Origin of the sequence: Marinovum algicola, assembly GCF_900109145.1 — a bacterium.
Classification (GTDB): Bacteria; Pseudomonadota; Alphaproteobacteria; order Rhodobacterales; family Rhodobacteraceae; genus Marinovum; species Marinovum algicola.
The window spans coordinates 21621-38080 of sequence record NZ_FNYY01000007.1; the positions used below are offsets into that span (position 1 = coordinate 21621).

Annotated in this window: 20 protein-coding genes; all 20 read left to right on the forward strand. The window is 67.1% G+C overall.

The window, feature by feature from the left end:
* The first annotated feature begins 26 nt into the window (after positions 1-26).
* A complete protein-coding gene (locus tag BMW90_RS11280) occupies positions 27-896 on the forward strand; it encodes a LysR substrate-binding domain-containing protein (protein ID WP_074836634.1) in 870 nt (289 codons plus the stop codon).
* Between the two features lie 159 nt (positions 897-1055).
* Complete coding sequence (locus BMW90_RS26365; protein WP_074836635.1) at positions 1056-1397, forward strand: hypothetical protein; 342 nt, start codon at positions 1056-1058, stop codon at positions 1395-1397.
* Positions 1306-2673, forward strand: coding sequence for a DNA-packaging protein (locus BMW90_RS11290; protein WP_170850541.1), 1368 nt, complete (start codon positions 1306-1308; stop codon positions 2671-2673). The genes BMW90_RS26365 and BMW90_RS11290 overlap by 92 nt, the downstream gene beginning before the upstream one ends.
* Positions 2674-2868: 195 nt before the next feature.
* Positions 2869-4047, forward strand: a complete 1179-nt coding sequence (locus BMW90_RS11295) for a phage portal protein (RefSeq protein WP_074836636.1) — start codon at positions 2869-2871, stop codon at positions 4045-4047.
* On the forward strand, positions 4040-4261 hold the full coding sequence (locus BMW90_RS11300; protein WP_048532105.1) for a GTA head formation protein, RCAP_rcc01685 family: 222 nt from the start codon (positions 4040-4042) through the stop codon (positions 4259-4261). Before BMW90_RS11295 ends, BMW90_RS11300 begins: the two co-directional genes overlap by 8 nt.
* Positions 4262-4334: 73 nt before the next feature.
* Complete coding sequence (locus BMW90_RS11305; protein ID WP_170850542.1) at positions 4335-4889, forward strand: HK97 family phage prohead protease; 555 nt, start codon at positions 4335-4337, stop codon at positions 4887-4889.
* A 22-nt stretch (positions 4890-4911) separates the two neighbouring features.
* Entirely contained in the window at positions 4912-6090 is a 1179-nt protein-coding gene (locus BMW90_RS11310) for a phage major capsid protein (RefSeq protein WP_074836638.1), read from the forward strand.
* A gap of 164 nt (positions 6091-6254) precedes the next feature.
* Entirely contained in the window at positions 6255-6860 is a 606-nt protein-coding gene (locus BMW90_RS11315; RefSeq protein ID WP_074836639.1) for a head-tail connector protein, read from the forward strand.
* Positions 6857-7195 (forward strand): head-tail adaptor protein, encoded by a 339-nt coding sequence (locus BMW90_RS11320; protein ID WP_074836640.1) that lies wholly within the window; start codon positions 6857-6859, stop codon positions 7193-7195. Before BMW90_RS11315 ends, BMW90_RS11320 begins: the two co-directional genes overlap by 4 nt.
* Positions 7192-7602, forward strand: a complete 411-nt coding sequence (locus tag BMW90_RS11325; RefSeq protein WP_074836641.1) for a DUF3168 domain-containing protein — start codon at positions 7192-7194, stop codon at positions 7600-7602. The genes BMW90_RS11320 and BMW90_RS11325 overlap by 4 nt, the downstream gene beginning before the upstream one ends.
* 23 nt (positions 7603-7625) lie before the next feature.
* Positions 7626-8039 (forward strand): phage major tail protein, TP901-1 family, encoded by a 414-nt coding sequence (locus BMW90_RS11330; protein ID WP_048532100.1) that lies wholly within the window; start codon positions 7626-7628, stop codon positions 8037-8039.
* Positions 8040-8042: 3 nt separating this feature from the next.
* Entirely contained in the window at positions 8043-8369 is a 327-nt protein-coding gene (locus BMW90_RS11335) for a GTA-gp10 family protein (protein ID WP_074836642.1), read from the forward strand.
* Complete coding sequence (locus tag BMW90_RS11340) at positions 8366-8563, forward strand: rcc01693 family protein (RefSeq protein WP_048532098.1); 198 nt, start codon at positions 8366-8368, stop codon at positions 8561-8563. Before BMW90_RS11335 ends, BMW90_RS11340 begins: the two co-directional genes overlap by 4 nt.
* The gene (locus BMW90_RS11345) at positions 8563-9213 is read left to right on the forward strand and encodes a phage tail tape measure protein (RefSeq protein WP_074836643.1); all 651 of its coding nucleotides are present in this window, start codon (positions 8563-8565) and stop codon (positions 9211-9213) included. Before BMW90_RS11340 ends, BMW90_RS11345 begins: the two co-directional genes overlap by 1 nt.
* 16 nt (positions 9214-9229) lie before the next feature.
* The gene (locus BMW90_RS11350) at positions 9230-9862 is read left to right on the forward strand and encodes a DUF2460 domain-containing protein (RefSeq protein WP_074836644.1); all 633 of its coding nucleotides are present in this window, start codon (positions 9230-9232) and stop codon (positions 9860-9862) included.
* The gene (locus BMW90_RS11355; protein ID WP_074836645.1) at positions 9859-10746 is read left to right on the forward strand and encodes a DUF2163 domain-containing protein; all 888 of its coding nucleotides are present in this window, start codon (positions 9859-9861) and stop codon (positions 10744-10746) included. The genes BMW90_RS11350 and BMW90_RS11355 overlap by 4 nt, the downstream gene beginning before the upstream one ends.
* Positions 10743-11186, forward strand: a complete 444-nt coding sequence (locus BMW90_RS11360; RefSeq protein WP_074836646.1) for an NlpC/P60 family protein — start codon at positions 10743-10745, stop codon at positions 11184-11186. Before BMW90_RS11355 ends, BMW90_RS11360 begins: the two co-directional genes overlap by 4 nt.
* Positions 11186-15181 (forward strand): baseplate multidomain protein megatron, encoded by a 3996-nt coding sequence (locus tag BMW90_RS11365; RefSeq protein ID WP_074836647.1) that lies wholly within the window; start codon positions 11186-11188, stop codon positions 15179-15181. The genes BMW90_RS11360 and BMW90_RS11365 overlap by 1 nt, the downstream gene beginning before the upstream one ends.
* A gap of 4 nt (positions 15182-15185) precedes the next feature.
* Positions 15186-15491 carry a DUF7742 family protein gene (locus BMW90_RS11370; RefSeq protein WP_048532092.1) on the forward strand — a complete coding sequence of 102 codons (306 nt, stop codon included), beginning with the start codon at positions 15186-15188 and terminating at the stop codon, positions 15489-15491.
* 155 nt (positions 15492-15646) lie between these two features.
* Entirely contained in the window at positions 15647-16456 is an 810-nt protein-coding gene (cysE, locus tag BMW90_RS11375; RefSeq protein WP_048532091.1) for a serine O-acetyltransferase, read from the forward strand.
* The last annotated feature ends 4 nt before the right edge of the window (positions 16457-16460 follow it).

A 16460-nucleotide genomic window follows, 5' to 3' on the forward strand; every position in this document is an offset into this window, starting at 1 on the left:
TGCGTGACTGTAGGAAAACTATTGGCATGAGAAATCTACCGCCATTGAATGCATTGCGGGCCTTTGAAGCGGCGGGCCGGGCCATGACCTTTCGCGCCGCGGCGGAGGAACTGGGCGTGACCCAGGGCGCGGTGGCGCAGCATGTGCGGGCATTGGAAGCGCGGTTGCAGGTGCAATTGTTCGAGCGCCGCCACCGCGATCTGGCCTTTACCGCCGCCGGCCGCGCCTATCACGAGGCGGTGGAACGCGCGTTTTCCAGCATCGAGACCGCAACGGCGCGGTTGCAGCCGGCGACCGCCGAGGTGACGATCAGCGTTACTCCGAGTTTTGCCGCCTGTTGGCTGATCCCCAACATGCGGTCGCTGACCGAGGCGCATCCGGATGTGGAGCTTCAGATCCGTGCGACCGAGCGGCTCGCGAGTTTTTACTCAGATCCTGTGGATCTGTCGGTCCGGCAGGGGCGCGCGCCTTTTGGCGCCGCGTTGCGGGCGGAGCTGTTGTTCGAAAACCGGCAGATCGCGGTGGCGGCGCCGCAGGTGGCCGGGCTGGCGCGTGCGGCGCCGGAGCGTGCCACTTTGCTGCATGAGCCGCATGGCCGCTGGCCGGAGTTTTTCGACCAGGTGCTCGGACTGTCGGGAGAGCGCGCGCAGCGCGGCGCAAAGTTCAGTCAGACCGCGCTTGCCATCGATGCAGCGGCCATGGGCCAGGGCGTTGTGCTGGCGCCGGAGGTGCTGGTGGAACGGCACATTGCCGAGCGACGGCTGGTTCAGGTCTGGCCGGGTGACTACCTGGGCGCGCGGCATTTCTATCTGCTGGCCCGCAACGATGTGGCGCTGCGGCCGGAGGTGGAAGCGGTCTGGGATTGGTGCCTGTCGATGCGGAAAACGGTGCGGTAACAAAGCGTTAACTCACTTTGCCTTGACTTGGCGAACGGTTTCTCCTATAAGTTGTGACATGCTGGAAGACATGGGCAAACGGCCCCCGGGGAAACCCGGGCGGCCGTTTTTTTGTGTCGCTCGTGCGGGGGCAATCCCAGCATGGAAGGTGACGTATCAATGACACTCATCACCGCGAAACAGGAAGTCGACCGCCTGGAAGGCAAACTTCTGGTCGTTCGGGAAAGTCTCGAAGACTTCGAGGCGGCGCTCAGAGACCTGAAGCAACAGGTGCGGAGCGGGGAGGTCACAGCACTCAAGGATGTCAGCAAGACGCTCGCGGAAATTCGCGGCTGGATGAAGCTGGCGATGGAAACGGAGGCGCAACTTGCTGAATATGCACGAAGAGAAGCCGCTATCGAAGGCGCATATGGGATCGACCTTGAAAGGGCACGATCTGAGATCGGGTGCCGTCTTGCTAAGCTGCGCAAGTGCTGCGGTGCAGGACGAGTTCCTCGATAGCCTCAGCGAGGGAGAGCTTCTGGCTCTCCCTTTCCTGTTCGAGTTCTGGGCCCATCCGCACCAATTGCCCCCCGAGGGCGATTGGCGGTCCTGGGTGGTCCTTGGCGGGCGCGGTGCGGGCAAGACCCGGGCCGGTGCGGAATGGGTGCGCGACATGGTGGAAGGGGCGCGACCGAGGGATGCGGGGCGCGCCGCGCGGGTGGCTCTGGTGGGCGAGACCTATGACCAGGTGCGCGACGTGATGATCTTTGGCGACAGCGGCATTCTTGCCTGTTCGCCGCCCGACCGGGTGCCGAAATGGGAGGCCAGCAAGCGCCGCCTGGTCTGGCCCAATGGAGCGGAGGCCAAGGCGTTTTCGGCCAATGACCCCGAGGCGCTGCGGGGCCCGCAGTTTGATGCGGCCTGGGTGGACGAACTGGCGAAATGGCCCAATGGCGAGAGCACCTGGGACATGTTGCAGTTTGCCCTGCGGCTGGGCGACGATCCGCGGGTCTGCGTGACCACGACGCCGCGCAATGCGGAGGTGTTGAAGACGCTGCTGGATTCGCCGTCGACGGTGGTGACGCGGGCGCCGACCGAGGCGAACCGGGCGCATCTGGCGGAATCCTTCCTGCGCGAAGTCCGCGACCGCTATCGCGACACACGGCTGGCGCGGCAGGAGCTCGATGGCGAGATGCTGACAGATCTCGAGGGCGCGCTCTGGACGCATGAGATGCTGGATGGCTGTCGCGGGCGCAAGGTGCCGGAGCTTGATCGCATCGTGGTGGCCGTCGATCCGCCGGTGAGCGGGCATTCCGGCTCTGACGCCTGCGGCATCGTCGTGGCGGGGGTGAGGATGTGCGGCCCGGTGCAGGAGTGGGAGGTGCATGTGCTGGAGGATGCCAGCGTCGCGGCGGCGAGCCCGAAGACCTGGGCCGAGCGCGCGGTGCGGGCCTATCGCGAGCATCGGGCCGATCGCATCGTCGCCGAGGTCAACCAGGGCGGCGCGCTGGTCGAGAGCGTGATCCGGCAGGAGGATGGCGCGGTGGCCTATACCGCAGTGCATGCCAGTCGCGGCAAGGTGGCGCGGGCGGAACCGGTGGCGGCGCTTTATGAGCAGGGCCGGGTGTTTCACAGCGCGGGGCTGGCAGCGCTGGAAGAGCAGATGTGCCTGATGGCGTTGCGCGGCTTCGAGGGCAAGGGCAGCCCGGACCGGGTGGACGCGCTGGTCTGGGCGCTGACCGAGCTGGTTGTCGCGGCGCAGGAAAGACAGCGGCCGCAGGTGCGTACGCTGTGATCAAGCGGGTTTAACTTTTTCGTAGCAGAGTGGTCTTGTCAGGCCGGGGAGCCTCCGGCGGGCGTTTGCGGGGCAAGATGAAATGGCGCGGCTGCGCTGAATTCCGAAGACGACACGGCGATGCCAGCCGGGCCGGATGCGGCCCCGGAGCAGGCCGCGCCATGCCCGAAGGGCGATGAAGGAGCACGGGACGCGATGTTTGATTTTCTGCGGCGGGACAACAAGGCGGAGAGCGCGGGCGAGACCAAGGCCAGCGCCACGGGGCGGGTTGTGGCCTGGCAGGGCGCGGGCCGGGTGGCCTGGAGCCCGCGCGATACGGTGTCGCTGACCAAGGCGGGTTTTGCCGGCAATCCGGTAGGCTTTCGCGCGGTGAAGCTGATTTCCGAGGCGGCGGCGGCCCTGCCGCTGGTATTGCAGGACGCCGACCGGCGTTATGAGGTGCATCCGCTGCTGGACCTGATCACCCGGCCCAACCCGGCGCAGGGGCGGGCGGAGTTGCTCGAGACGCTTTACGGCCATCTCTTGCTGTCGGGAAATGGCTATGTCGAGGCCGTGGCCGGTGATGACGGGCTGCCGCTGGAGCTGCATGTGCTGCGCTCTGACCGGATGTCGCTGGTGCCGGGGCGGGATGGCTGGCCGGTGGCCTATGATTATGCCGTGGGCGGGCGCAAGCATCGGTTCGACGTGAGCGGGCCGGTTTCGCCGATCTGTCATATCAAGAGCTTTCATCCGCAGGACGACCACTACGGCATGGCGCCGATGCAGGCCGCAGCGCAGGCGCTGGATGTGCATAATTCGGCTTCGCGGTGGTCGAAGGCGCTGCTGGACAACGCCGCGCGGCCCTCGGGGGCGATTGTCTATCGCGGTGCCGATGGCTCCGGCACGATGAGCGCCGAGCAGTTCGACCGGCTCAGCCATGAGATCGAGACAAACCATCAGGGCGCGCGCAATGCCGGGCGGCCGATGCTGCTGGAAGGCGGGCTGGACTGGAAGCCGATGGGGTTTTCGCCCGCAGACATGGAGTTTCACAAGACCAAGGATGCGGCGGCGCGCGATATTGCGCTGGCTTATGGTGTCCCGCCGATGCTGCTCGGCATTCCGGGGGAGGCGACCTATGCCAATTACCAGGAGGCGCACCGGGCGTTTTATCGCCTGACGGTGCTGCCGCTGGCGGCGCGGGTGACGGCGGCGATTTCGGCCTGGCTGGTGCAATTTGGCGGCGAGGCGGTGGCGCTGAAGCCCGATCTCGACCAGGTGCCGGCCCTGGCGGCGGAGCGCGAGGCGCAATGGGCGCGGGTGAGCACCGCGGAGTTCCTGAGCAATGCGGAAAAGCGGCGGCTGCTTGGGCTGCCGGCGGAGCCCGAGGATGGGTGAGCGTCCGGGGTTCGAGGCTTTCGATTGCGCGCCGGCGCTGCGTCTGGAGGCACATGAGCGGGTGGCGGAGTTGCAGTTTGCGGCGATGACCAAACGGCTCGACCGGATGGAGGCGCTGCTGGAGCGGTTGGAACGGCGGCTGTGGCTGGCGGTCTACGGGGTGGCGGCGGCGATTGTCGGGCAGGCGTTTCAGAGCCTGTTGGTGGTGCAGTGAGGTAGGCGGGGCGCCGGACGAAAGCCCGGCCACCAGAGCGCGGCTTGCGACGGCGGCACATGTGGAGACGAATATGGATCTAGAGACGAAATTTGCGCGGTTCGACACCGGGTTGAGCGTGACCGACGGGCAGGTGATCGAGGGCTATGCGAGCCTGTTCGGGGCCTGCGATCAGGGCGGAGATGTGGTGGCCGAAGGGGCTTATGCGGCCTCTTTGAAGCGGCTGACGGCGGAGCGGCGGCAGGTGCGGATGCTCTGGCAGCATGACCCGGCGCAGCCGATCGGCGTCTGGGACGAGGTGCGCGAGGATGGGCGCGGGCTTTTCGTCAAGGGGCGCATTCTAGAGGCGGTTGCGAAGGGACGCGAGGCGGCAGCGCTTTTGGCGGCGGGGGCGATCGACGGGCTGTCGATCGGCTATCGCACCCGGAAAGCGGTGACATCGGACAGGGGCCCCAACAAGGGCAAGAGGCTCTTGCAGGAACTGGAGCTTTGGGAGGTGTCGCTGGTGACCTTTCCGATGCTGCCCAGTGCGCGGGTGGCGGCCAAGGGCGAGCGCCCGGACGACACCTTGCGGGAATTGGCCGCGGTTTTCGAGGCGGCGCGCCAGGAGATCGCGCGCAACGGCTAGCGCGGGACAACAGGAGAAGCGGATGGAAATGACCGATGCAGAGGCAGCGGGCGGGGATCCTTTGTCCCCGGCGCAGGAGATGAAGACCGCGGTTGGCGGCTTTGTCACCGAGTTGAAGGCCTTTCGGGCCGAGATCGAAACCAGAGTTCAGAAGCAGGAAGAGAAAATGACCATGTTTGAACGCAAGACCCTTGCTGCGGCCCGCCCGGCGCTTGCCGCGACCGATTACGACGCACCGCATCAGAAGGCTTTTGACGCCTATCTGCGCTCGGGTGATGACGACGGGCTGCGCGGGCTGGAGCTGGACCAGAAGAGCATGTCGACCGCGGTGAATTCTGATGGCGGCTTTCTGGTCGATCCGCAAATGTCGGAGACCATCAAGTCGGTGCTGCATTCCGGCGCGTCGATCCGGGCGGTGGCCAGCGTGGTGAATGTCGAAGCGACCTCTTATGACGTGCTGGTCGATACCACCGATCTGGGCGCCGGCTGGGCCAGCGAGACCGCGGCGAGCGCCGAGACCGGTACGCCGACCATCGACCGGATCACCATTCCGCTGCATGAGCTCTCGGCGCTGCCCAAGGCGTCGCAGCGGCTGTTGGACGATGCGGCCTTTGACATCGAGAGCTGGCTGGCCGGGCGCATCGCCGAGAAATTTGCCCGCGCCGAGGCGGCGGCCTTTGTCAGCGGTGACGGCATCGACAAGCCGACCGGCTTTCTGACCCATCCGGTGGTGGACAATGACATTTGGGCCTGGGGCAATATCGGCTATGTGCCGACCGGTCTCGACAGCGCGCTGGGCAATGGCGATGCGATCATCGACCTGGTTTATGCGCTGGGGGCGGAGTACCGCGCCAATGGCACCTTCGTAATGAACTCGAAAACCGCCGGCGAGGTGCGCAAGCTCAAGGATGGTGACGGGCGCTTCCTGTGGTCGGACGGTCTTGCGGCGGGCGAGCCGGCGCGGCTGCTGGGCTATCCGGTGCTGATCGCCGAGGACATGCCGGACATTGCCAGCGGCTCCGATTCCATCGCCTTTGGTGATTTTGCGGCGGGCTATACCGTAGCCGAGCGCCCCGATCTGCGGGTGCTGCGCGACCCCTTCAGCGCCAAGCCGAACGTGCTGTTCTATGCCACCAAACGCGTGGGCGGCGATGTGAGCGACTTTGCCGCGATCAAGGTGCTGCGCTTCGCCGTCTCGTAATCCGGGGCGGTGAGGCCGGGGGGCGAGGCCCTTCGGCGGGCGCGCGTCGGTTGACCGGCGTTGTCTGGCTGCTCCCCTCCGTTCGAGCAACGTGGGTGGCGCGCGCCTGAAACCGGACGGCGGGAAAGCATGGGGCCGTGGGGGCCGAAGACGGAGTTACCGAAATGATGTTGGTAGAAGAGACCAATGTGCCCCTGGCGGCGCTTCCGGTCGAGGAATTCAAGGCGCATCTGCGGCTGGGCAGCGGCTTTGCCGGGGCAGGCGTGCAGGATGCGGTGCTGGTAAGCTTTCTGCGCGCGGCTATCGCGGCGATCGAGGCGCGCACCGGCAAGGCGCTGATCCTGCGGCCGTTCACCTATACGGTGGAGCGATGGCGAGAAACGGCGGCCCAGCGCCTTCCGGTGGCGCCGGTGACGGCGGTGAGTTCGGTCACGATCACCGATGCGGCGGGCACGGCGGAGGTGGTAGACCCCGGCGATTACCGGCTGCGCCCCGATGCCCAGGCGCCGCAGCTGCGCGCCACCGGGAGCTGTCTGCCGGTGATCCCGGCAGGGGGCAGCGCGGCCGTTGCCTTCAGCGCGGGATATGCGCCGGACTGGGCCGGGCTTCCGGCCGATCTGGGGCAGGCGGTGATGCTGCTGGCGGCGCATTACTACGAATACCGCGACGAGACGGCGCTGGGGCAGGGCTGCATGCCGTTTGGAGTGACCACGCTGATCGAACGCTACCGGATGATGCGGGCCGGTTTCGTCGCAGGGGGCCTGGGATGAGCGCGCCGCGGATCAACCGGGCGCTGGTGCTCGAGGCGCCGCAGGATGTGCCGGACGGCGCCGGCGGGTTTGACCGGCTTTGGCTGCCGCAGGGCACGCTCTGGGCGGAAATCACCGCCCGCAGCGGACGGTTTGCCCGGGGTGAGGCGGGGCCCAGCTCTCTGACCGGCTATCGCATCGTGGTGCGGGCCGCGCCGGTGGGCGATCCGCAACGGCCGGTGGCAGGCCAGCGGTTTCGCGAGGGAACGCGGAGCTGGCGGATCGAGGCGGTGGCAGAGAAGGGCGCCGATGCCCGGTATCTCACGTGTTTTGCCGAAGAGGAGGTGGCGGCATGAGCTATGCGGTGGCGGCCGCCTTGCAGGCGGCGGTGTACAGCCAGCTCTCTGGCGATACGGCGCTGGGCGCGATCGTCGGGACGGCGGTCTATGATGCGGTGCCGGCGGGGACGCTGCCCGCGATCTATGTGACGCTGGGCGCCGAAACGGCGCGCGACCGGTCGGACATGACCGGCCGGGGGGCGGCGCATGATCTGCGGATTTCGGTGATCTCTGACGCCCAGGGCTTTCAGCAGGCCAAGGAGGCGGCGGCGGCGGTGAGCGATGCGCTGGACGCTGTGCCGCCGGCGTTGAGCCGCGGGCGTCTTGTCGGCCTCTGGTTCCGACAGGCCAAGGCGACGCTGGACCGAAGCGACGGCACGCGGCGGATCGACATGATCTTTCGCGCCCGGGTGGAAGACAACTGACATTCTTTATCGGAGGACGCGATATGGCGGCTCAAAACGGCAAGGACCTTTTGATCAAGGTCGATCTCAGCGGCGCTGGGCAATTCGAAACCATGGTGGGCCTGCGTGCCTCGCGGATCAGCTTCAATGCGGAACCGGTCGATGTGACCTCGCTGGAAAGCGCCGGGGGCTGGCGCGAGCTGTTGGGCGGTGCGGGGGTGAAAAGCGCGGCGATCTCGGGCGCCGGCATCTTCAAGGACGACAGCACCGACGAACGCGCGCGGCAGATCTTCTTTGACGGCGAGGTGCCGAATTTTCAGGTCATAATCCCGGATTTCGGCACCGTCGAAGGGCCCTTTCAGGTGACGAGCCTGGAATATGCCGGCAGCCATGACGGCGAGGCCACATATGAACTTTCGCTTGCCTCGGCTGGCGCGCTGACCTTCGTGGCGCTTTGAGCCATGGGCAATCCGTGGCGGGGCGAGGTCACGCTGGTGATCGATGGCGAGGCGCAGGTGCTCAAGCTGACACTGGGCGCTCTGGCCGAGCTGGAAGAGGCGCTGGAGGAAGGATCGCTGGTCGATCTGGTGGCGCGGTTCGAGGCGGGGCGGTTTTCAAGCCGCGACGTGCTGGCGCTGATCGTGGCCGGGCTGCGGGGCGGTGGCTGGCAGGGCGGGCCGCGCGATCTGGTGCGGGCCGAGATTGCCGGCGGGCCGATGGGCGCGGCGCGCGCGGCGGCCGAACTTCTGGCGCGGGCCTTCATGCTGCCGGAGGCACAGGAGAGGTGAGCCGGATCAACTGGCCCAAACTGATGGCCGCGGGTCTGCGCGGGCTGGGGCTGACACCGGCGGCATTCTGGGCGCTGACCCCGGCCGAGTTGATGCTGATGCTGGGGGTGGGCGGCGGCGGTGGCGCGCTGACCCGGGACCGGCTGGATCAGCTGATCGCGGCCTTCCCGGACGATGAGAAAGGAACGGAGTGATGGCGGAACTGGACGGATTGGACGATCTCGATTTGCAAGTCGACGCACTGGCGCAATCGCTGGGCTCGGCGGGCGCGTTGGCGGCCGGGTTCGACAGCGAACTCAAGCGGATACACCAGACGTTTGCCGCGACTGGCAATCAGGCACGTTCGCTGGGCACGACACTTTCGGGCGGTCTGCGCAAGGCGATCGACGGCGTGATCCTCGATGGGATGAACCTGTCGGATGCGCTGGGGATCGTCGGAAAGTCGATGATCAACACCGCCTTCAACGCGGCGGTGAAACCGGTGACCGATCACTTCGGCGCGCTTCTGGGCGGTGCGCTGACGCCTCTTGTGCCTTTCGAGAAAGGCGGTGCCTTCAGTCAGGGGCGGGTGACGCCCTTTGCCAATGGCGGGATCGTCAGCGGCCCGGTGGCTTTTCCGATACGCGGCGGCATGGGGCTGATGGGCGAGGCCGGGCCGGAAGCGATCATGCCGCTGGCCCGGGGGGCGAACGGCAAGCTCGGGGTGCAGGCCCAGGGCGGCGCCGGCCCGATCAACGTGGTGATGAACATCCAGACGCCGGATGCGCAGGGCTTCCAGCGCAGCCAGAGCCAGATCGCGGCGCAGATGAGCCGGGTGCTCGCACGCGGCACGCGCAACAGGTAACCGGGGAGGGGAGACGATGGCATTTCACGAGGTACGGTTTCCCGCCAACCTGAGCTTTGGCTCGGTCGGCGGGCCGGAGCGGCGGACCGATATCGTCACGCTGGCGAATGGCTTCGAAGAGCGCAACACGCCCTGGGCGCAATCGCGCCGGCGGTATGACGCGGGGGTCGGGCTGCGCTCGCTTGACGATATCGAACGGCTGATCGGGTTTTTCGAGGCGCGTCAGGGCCAGATGTACGGCTTTCGCTGGAAGGACTGGTCGGATTACAAATCGGCGCCGCCGAGCAAGGAGGTCGCCTATCGCGACCAGGTGATCGCCCTGGGCGATGGCGCCTCGGTCACCTATCCGCTGTTCAAGACCTATCGATCCGGCGCTGCCGCATACGCCCGGCGGATCACCAAGCCGGTGCAGGGCACGGTGCGGATGGGGGTGCAGGGCGACGAATTGCAGGAAGGGGTGCATTACGAGGTGGACGTGTCCAGCGGCTTGGTCACCTTTGCCACGCCGCCCTTGCAGGACGTGGAGATCACCGCGGGCTTCGAATTTGACGTGCCGGTGCGCTTTGACACCGACCGGATTGCCACCTCTGTGGCCTCGTTCCAGGCGGGCGAGGTGCCCTCGGTGCCGGTGGTGGAGGTGCGGCTGTGAAGGCGCTTTCCGAGGCCCTGGCTGCGCATCTGGAAAGCGGTCTGACGACGCTGTGCCGGGCCTGGGCGATCGACCGCACCGATGGCGTGGCGTTCGGCTTTACCGATCATGACCGCACGCTGGATTTCGAGGGGCTGAGCTTTCGCGCCGATACCGGGCTGTCGGCCATGGCGTTTCAGCAGGGCACCGGGCTTTCGGTCGACAATTCCGAGGCGGTGGGGGCGCTGTCAGATGCGGCGATCACCGAGGCGGATATCCTCGCCGGGCGCTATGATGGGGCAACGGTGCGAGCCTGGCTGGTGAACTGGAAGAACGTGGCCCAGCGGCACATGCTGTTTCGCGGTACCATCGGCGAGATGCGGCGGGTGGACGGTGCCTTCGAGGCCGAGCTGCGTGGGCTGGCGGAGGCGCTGAACCGGCCGTTCGGGCGGGTCTACCAGTCGCCCTGCACCGCCGTGCTGGGGGATCGGGCCTGCGGCTTTGACCTGACGACGCCCGGCTATCACTGGCAAGGCGCGGTTCAGGAGGTCGACGAGACCTCGAGCGTGGCGGTGTTTACCGACAATGGTTTTGAACCGGAGTGGTTTCAGCGCGGGCGGATGGAGGTGCTTTCCGGCACGGCCAAGGGGCTCTCGGGGCCGATCAAGCGCGACAGTACGGAGGGGGCCGGGCGCAGGATCGAGCTTTGGGCACCGCTTCGGGCGCAGATGGCTGCGGGCGATCTGGTGCGGCTGACGGCGGGCTGCGACAAGCGGCTCGAAACCTGTCGATTCAAGTTCAACAATCTGCTGAATTTCCGGGGGTTCCCGGATGTGCCCGAGGACGACTGGCTGATCGTCAACCCGGCGCGGGCCGGGGCGAAATCCGGCGGGAGCCGGAGATGAGCGGCGGCGAGAGGGCGGTGGCCGCGGCGCGGCGTTGGATCGGCACGCCCTATCTGCACCAGGCGTCGGTCCGGGGGGCAGGCTGCGACTGTCTCGGGCTGTTGCGCGGGGTGTGGCGCGAGGTAATCGGAGCCGAGCCCGAAGCGGCCCCGGCCTATTCGCGCGACTGGTCCGAGCCGCAGGGCGAAGAGCGGCTGTGGCAGGCCGCCCGCCGGCATCTGCGCGCCAAGTCGCGCACCGCCGAGGCGCCGGGCGACGTTCTGTTGTTTCGTATGCGCGAGGGAGCGGTGGCCAAACATCTGGGCCTTCAGGCGCGCACCGGTGCGGCGGCCAGTTTCATCCATTCCTACAGCGGTCACGGGGTGATCGAGAGCCCGTTGAGCGGCCCCTGGGCGCGGCGCATCGCGGCCCGATTTGCCTTTCCAGAGGAGACGACCTGATGGCGACAATCGTTCTTTCCGCCGCCGGTGCCGCGCTTGGCAGCGCCGTCGGCGGCACGTTCCTGGGCTTGTCGATGACCGCTGTCGGCCGGTTCGTCGGCGCCTCGATCGGGCGCGCCATCGACCAGCGGCTGATGGGGCAGGGATCGGAGGTGGTGGTCGAGGGCAACCGCATCGACCGGTTTCGGGTCAATCGCGCCGGTGAGGGCGCGCCGGTGGCGCGCAGCTATGGCCGCACGCGGATGTCGGGGCATGTGATCTGGGCCAGCGCCTTTACCGAACATGTGGATACCGAGACCAGTGGCGGCGGCGGTGGCAAGGGCGCGCCCGCGCAGCCCGAGGTGACAACAACCACCTATTCCTATTCGGTCAGCCTGGCGATTGCGATCTGCGAGGGCGAGATCACCGGGATTGGCCGGATCTGGGCCGATGGCGAGGAAATCTCGCCCGAGGATCTGAACCTCAAGGTCTATCCCGGCAGCGCCGATCAATTGCCCGATCCCAAGATCGAGGCGATCGAAGGCAGCGGCGCGGTGCCGGCCTATCGCGGCACCGCCTATGTGGTGCTGGAAGAGCTTGACCTCTCGCCCTTTGGCAACCGGGTGCCGCAGTTCAGCTTCGAGGTGACCAAGCCGGTGCAGACCGACACGCCCGAGGGGCCGGCAGAGGTGCCGCACAACCTGCGCGGCGTGGCGCTGATTCCCGGCACCGGCGAATATGCCCTGGCCACCACGCCGGTGGCCTATCGCTATGGCGCGGGCCAGTCTCGGATGGCCAATGTCAACACGCCCTCGGGGCGCAGCGATCTCGACACCTCGCTCGACCAGCTGGTCGCGGAATGCCCCGACATGGGCGCAACCTCGCTGGTGGTGAGCTGGTTCGGCGATGACCTGCGCTGCGGAGCGTGCAGCCTGCGGCCCAAGGTCGAGCAGACCGAGTTTGACGGGCGCGGCGCCAAATGGCGGGTCAGCGGACTGGCGCGGAGCGCGGCCGAAACCGTGGTGCAGGAGAGCGATGCCACGCCGGTCTATGGTGGCACCCCGTCCGACGGCGCGGTGCTCGAGGGGATCAGGGCGCTTCAGGCGCGCGGGCAGGCGGTGATGTTCTATCCGTTCATCCTAATGGAGCAGATGTCGGCCAACGGCCTGCCCGACCCCTACGGCGCAGCGATAGATCAGCCGGTGTTGCCGTGGCGCGGGCGGATCACCACTTCGGCCGCGCCGGGGCTGCCCGGCAGCCCGGATGGCACAGCGGCGGCTGAGGCCGAGGTTGCGACCTTCTTTGGTACGGCGCAGGTCGGGGATTTTGCCATCGACGGACAAAGTGCGACCTCGGGCGGGGTGATCGCTGCGCTGGGCGGCACGGATGAGGTGATCGGCAAGACGGTCACCTATAACGGGCCCGAGGAATGGAGTTATCGCCGTTTCATCCTGCACTATGCCGCGCTTTGTGCGGCGGCTGGCGGGGTGGATGCCTTCTGCATCGGATCCGAGATGCGCGGGCTGACGCAGATCCGGGGCGCGGGTGGCAGTTTTCCGGCGGTGGCGGCGATGGTGCAGCTTGCGGCGGATGTGCGCGAGATCCTCGGGCCGGGGGTGAAGATCGGCTATGCCGCCGATTGGTCGGAGTATTTCGGCTATCACCCGCAGGACGGATCGGGCGACGCCTATTTCCATCTCGATCCGCTGTGGAGCGATGCCAATATCGATTTCGTGGGGATCGACAATTACATGCCGCTGTCGGACTGGCGCGCCGGCGATGACCACGCCGATGCCGCTTTCGGTGCGATCTACAACCTCGACTATCTGCGCGGCAATGTCGCGGGCGGCGAAGGCTATGACTGGTATTACGACACGCCCGAGGCGCGTGCGGCGCAGCGCCGCGAACCGATCAGCGATGGCGCCCATGACGAGCCTTGGGTGTTTCGCTACAAGGACATCCGCAATTGGTGGGAGCACAAGCACCATGACCGCATCGGCGGCGTGCGCCAGGCGGGTTCAACCGCCTGGGTGCCACAGAGCAAGCCGGTGTGGTTCACCGAATTCGGCTGCGCCGCCGTCGACAAGGGCAGCAACCAGCCCAACAAGTTCCTCGACCCGAAGTCCAGCGAAAGCAGCCTGCCGCGGTTTTCCAATGGCCGGCGGGACGAACTGATCCAGCGGCAATACCTGAGGGCGGTCACCGAATTCTGGGGCGATCCGGCCAACAACCCGATTTCCGAAGAATATGGCGGCACCATGATCGACATGGCCCGCGCCTTTGCCTGGGCCTGGGACGCGCGGCCCTTTCCGGCCTTTCCCGGCAATGAGACGCTCTGGAGCGACAGCGGCAATTACATGCGGGGGCATTGGCTCAACGGGCGGGTCTCGGGGCTGTCGCTGGCCCGGCTGGTGGCGGAGATCTGCGAAGAGGCCGGGGTGCTGGCGTATGACGTCTCGCACCTTCATGGCTTCGTGCGGGGCTATACCGCGGCCGACAGTGGCGACATGCGGCGGCTGTTGCAGCCGCTGATGCTGCGCTTTGGCTTTGATGCAGTGGAACGCGACGGGGTGCTGCATTTCCGGATGCGTGACGGCCAGACCGCCAAAGTGATCGATGCCGAGCGGCTCGCCGAAAGCCCCGATCTCGACGGCATACTGATGCAGAGCCGCGCCTCGGAGGCCGAGATGGCGGGGCGGGTGCGGCTCGAGTTCATCCGCTCGGACGGCGATTACGAGACCATTGCAGAAGAGGCGGTGCTGCCGGACGACGCGACCCATGCGGTCTCGCGCAGCGAGATGCCGCTGGTAATGACCCGCGCCGAGGGGCGGCAGACGGTCGAGCGTTGGCTGGCCGAGGCGCGGGTGGCGCGCGAACAGGCGCGTTTTGCGCTACCGCCCTCGCGGCTCGATATCGGGCCGGGCGATATTGTCTCGTTGCCCGAGGAGGCGGGCCGTGCGCTCTATCGCGTCGACCGGATGGAGACCGGGCGCGAACAGATCATCGAGGCGGTGCGGATCGAGCCCGAGGTTTACGACCCGGTGGATGTGCCGGAGGATCCGGGAACGGTCACGCCCTTTGTGGCCCCGGTGCCGGTGCTGCCGCTGTTCATGGACCTGCCGCTGATGTCCGGCGACGAGGTGCCGCATGCGCCGCATCTGGCGCTGGTGGCCAAGCCCTGGCCGGGCACCGTGGCGCTCTATGCTTCGGCGCAGGATGCCGATTACGCGCTGTCCGACACCTTTGCCGCCCGGGCCACCTTTGGCGTGACCGAGAGCGCGATGACCGCGGCGGCGGCGGGGCTGATCGACCGCGGGGCGGGGCTTCAGGTGCGACTGACCAGCGGGATGTTCTCTTCCGTCACCGAGGCGCAGCTTCTCTCCGGCGCCAATCTCTGCGCCATTGGCGATGGCACGCCCGACGGCTGGGAACTGTTCCAGTTTCGCGATGCCCAGCTCATCGACACCGACACCTGGGTGCTGAGCCACCGGCTGCGCGGGCAGCTCGGCACCGATGCGCTGATGCCGCAGACCTGGCCCACGGGGTCATATGTGGTGCTGCTTGACGGCGCGCCGCAACAGATCAGCCTGGCCTCGTCGCAACGCCGGGTGACGCGGCACTACCGGGTCGGGCCGGCGCGTCGCCCGGTGGGCGATCCGTCTTACACCCATGAGGAACACGCTTTTGACGGCAATGGCCTTCGGCCCTACAGCCCGGCACATCTGCGGGGACGCTGGGCCGGCGGCGATCTTGAACTGAGCTGGATCCGCCGCACGCGGGTGGATGGCGACAGCTGGGACCTGGCCGATGTGCCCCTGGCCGAAGCGCGCGAGAGCTATCTGGTGCGGGTGCTGGACCAGAGCGGTGTGTTGCGCGAGGCGATGGTGGACACGCCGGGCTTTACTTATGGTGCGGCGATGCAGGCGCAGGACGGGGCCGGCACGGGGCTGGCGGTCGAGGTGGCGCAGGTGTCGGATATCTACGGCCCGGGCCTTTTCGCGCGCTGGGCGGGCTGAGGCGATGCGGCCGGTTCTGCATGGCGATGTGACGGCGGCGGCCCGGGCGCTGCTGATGGTGCCGGCAGAGGCGCGCGACGGGCTCTGCCGCCGGATGATCGAAGAGGCGGATTTCGCCGACCGCTATGCCAAGCGCCTCGGGCGGCCGCATCGGCTCTGGGGCAACGGCACGTTGATGGCCGCCGCCCGGGCGCGGCCGTTGGCGGCCGAGCCTGCGCTGGGCGAAGAGCGCTATTGCCGCTGCCTCGAGACGGTGTTTCGCATGCTGCTGGAGTGGCGGGCGGTACGGCGTCCCGCTGCGCGGACATAACGCAGGTCGCGCAGCGCGATCGGGGTATCGCCTTGGCGGCGCTGGCTTTCTTGCCGGCGTTCACCGGCTGGAATACACCTTATCACAGGTTTGCGTTTGGCCTCGGCCGCAGGCGTGTTATATCACAGGGCACGGACACCGGAGACGAGGATGCCATGGCCCGGACACAGACGCATATTGCAGAGGTCGACCCGATCTGGGCGCGGATCCTCGACGAGGCAGAGGCCGCGGTGGGCGATGAGCCGCTGCTCGGCGGGTTGATCCACCAAAGCGTGCTGCACCATCCTTCGCTCGAACGGGCTCTGAGCTATCGGATTTCGCTCAAACTGGCCTCCGGCGAGATGTCAGAGCAAATCCTGCGCGAGATCTGCGACGAGGCCTATGCCGCCGATCCTGCGATCGGGCAGTCGGCGCGGGCCGATATCTCCGCCGTTTATGACCGCGACCCCGCCTGCCACAGGTTCTTGCAGCCTCTGCTGTTCTTCAAGGGATTTCAGGCGATCCAATCCTACCGCATCGGTCACTGGCTCTGGCATCAGGGCCGCCGCGACATGTCTTATTTCATCCAGATGCGGGTGTCGGAGGTCTTTGGCATCGACATCCATCCGGCCGCGCGCATCGGCAAGGGCATCATGATCGACCACGCCCATTCGATTGTCATCGGCGAGACGGCGGTGGTGGGCGACAATGTCTCGATGCTGCATTCGGTGACCCTTGGCGGCACCGGCAAGGAAGAGCAGGACCGCCACCCCAAGATCGGCGATGGCGTGCTGATCGGTGCCGGGGCCAAGGTGCTGGGAAATATCCGCATCGGCAATTGCTCGCGCATCGCCGCCGGGTCGGTGGTGCTCTCGGAAGTGCCGCCCTGCAAGACCGTTGCCGGCGTGCCGGCCCGGATCGTGGGCGAGGCGGGCTGTGATCAGCCGTCGATGTCGATGGATCAGATCCTCAAATCCGGGGCGTGAAAAC

What these genes read in the sequence shown, in the direction of transcription:
- BMW90_RS11365 (WP_074836647.1), top strand. Translation starts at nt 11,186, where the DNA reads ATGGCGACAATCGTTCTTTCCGCCGCCGGTGCCGCGCTTGGCAGCGCC.
- BMW90_RS11320 (WP_074836640.1), top strand. Translation starts at nt 6,857, where the DNA reads ATGAGCGCGCCGCGGATCAACCGGGCGCTGGTGCTCGAGGCGCCGCAG.
- BMW90_RS11300 (WP_048532105.1), top strand. Translation starts at nt 4,040, where the DNA reads ATGGGTGAGCGTCCGGGGTTCGAGGCTTTCGATTGCGCGCCGGCGCTG.
- BMW90_RS11305 (WP_170850542.1), top strand. Translation starts at nt 4,335, where the DNA reads ATGGATCTAGAGACGAAATTTGCGCGGTTCGACACCGGGTTGAGCGTG.
- BMW90_RS11360 (WP_074836646.1), top strand. Translation starts at nt 10,743, where the DNA reads ATGAGCGGCGGCGAGAGGGCGGTGGCCGCGGCGCGGCGTTGGATCGGC.
- BMW90_RS11350 (WP_074836644.1), top strand. Translation starts at nt 9,230, where the DNA reads ATGGCATTTCACGAGGTACGGTTTCCCGCCAACCTGAGCTTTGGCTCG.
- BMW90_RS11310 (WP_074836638.1), top strand. Translation starts at nt 4,912, where the DNA reads ATGGAAATGACCGATGCAGAGGCAGCGGGCGGGGATCCTTTGTCCCCG.
- BMW90_RS11335 (WP_074836642.1), top strand. Translation starts at nt 8,043, where the DNA reads ATGGGCAATCCGTGGCGGGGCGAGGTCACGCTGGTGATCGATGGCGAG.
- BMW90_RS11330 (WP_048532100.1), top strand. Translation starts at nt 7,626, where the DNA reads ATGGCGGCTCAAAACGGCAAGGACCTTTTGATCAAGGTCGATCTCAGC.
- BMW90_RS11315 (WP_074836639.1), top strand. Translation starts at nt 6,255, where the DNA reads ATGATGTTGGTAGAAGAGACCAATGTGCCCCTGGCGGCGCTTCCGGTC.
- BMW90_RS11290 (WP_170850541.1), top strand. Translation starts at nt 1,306, where the DNA reads ATGGGATCGACCTTGAAAGGGCACGATCTGAGATCGGGTGCCGTCTTG.
- BMW90_RS11295 (WP_074836636.1), top strand. Translation starts at nt 2,869, where the DNA reads ATGTTTGATTTTCTGCGGCGGGACAACAAGGCGGAGAGCGCGGGCGAG.
- BMW90_RS11280 (WP_074836634.1), top strand. Translation starts at nt 27, where the DNA reads ATGAGAAATCTACCGCCATTGAATGCATTGCGGGCCTTTGAAGCGGCG.
- BMW90_RS26365 (WP_074836635.1), top strand. Translation starts at nt 1,056, where the DNA reads ATGACACTCATCACCGCGAAACAGGAAGTCGACCGCCTGGAAGGCAAA.
- BMW90_RS11345 (WP_074836643.1), top strand. Translation starts at nt 8,563, where the DNA reads ATGGCGGAACTGGACGGATTGGACGATCTCGATTTGCAAGTCGACGCA.
- BMW90_RS11325 (WP_074836641.1), top strand. Translation starts at nt 7,192, where the DNA reads ATGAGCTATGCGGTGGCGGCCGCCTTGCAGGCGGCGGTGTACAGCCAG.
- cysE (WP_048532091.1), top strand. Translation starts at nt 15,647, where the DNA reads ATGGCCCGGACACAGACGCATATTGCAGAGGTCGACCCGATCTGGGCG.
- BMW90_RS11370 (WP_048532092.1), top strand. Translation starts at nt 15,186, where the DNA reads ATGCGGCCGGTTCTGCATGGCGATGTGACGGCGGCGGCCCGGGCGCTG.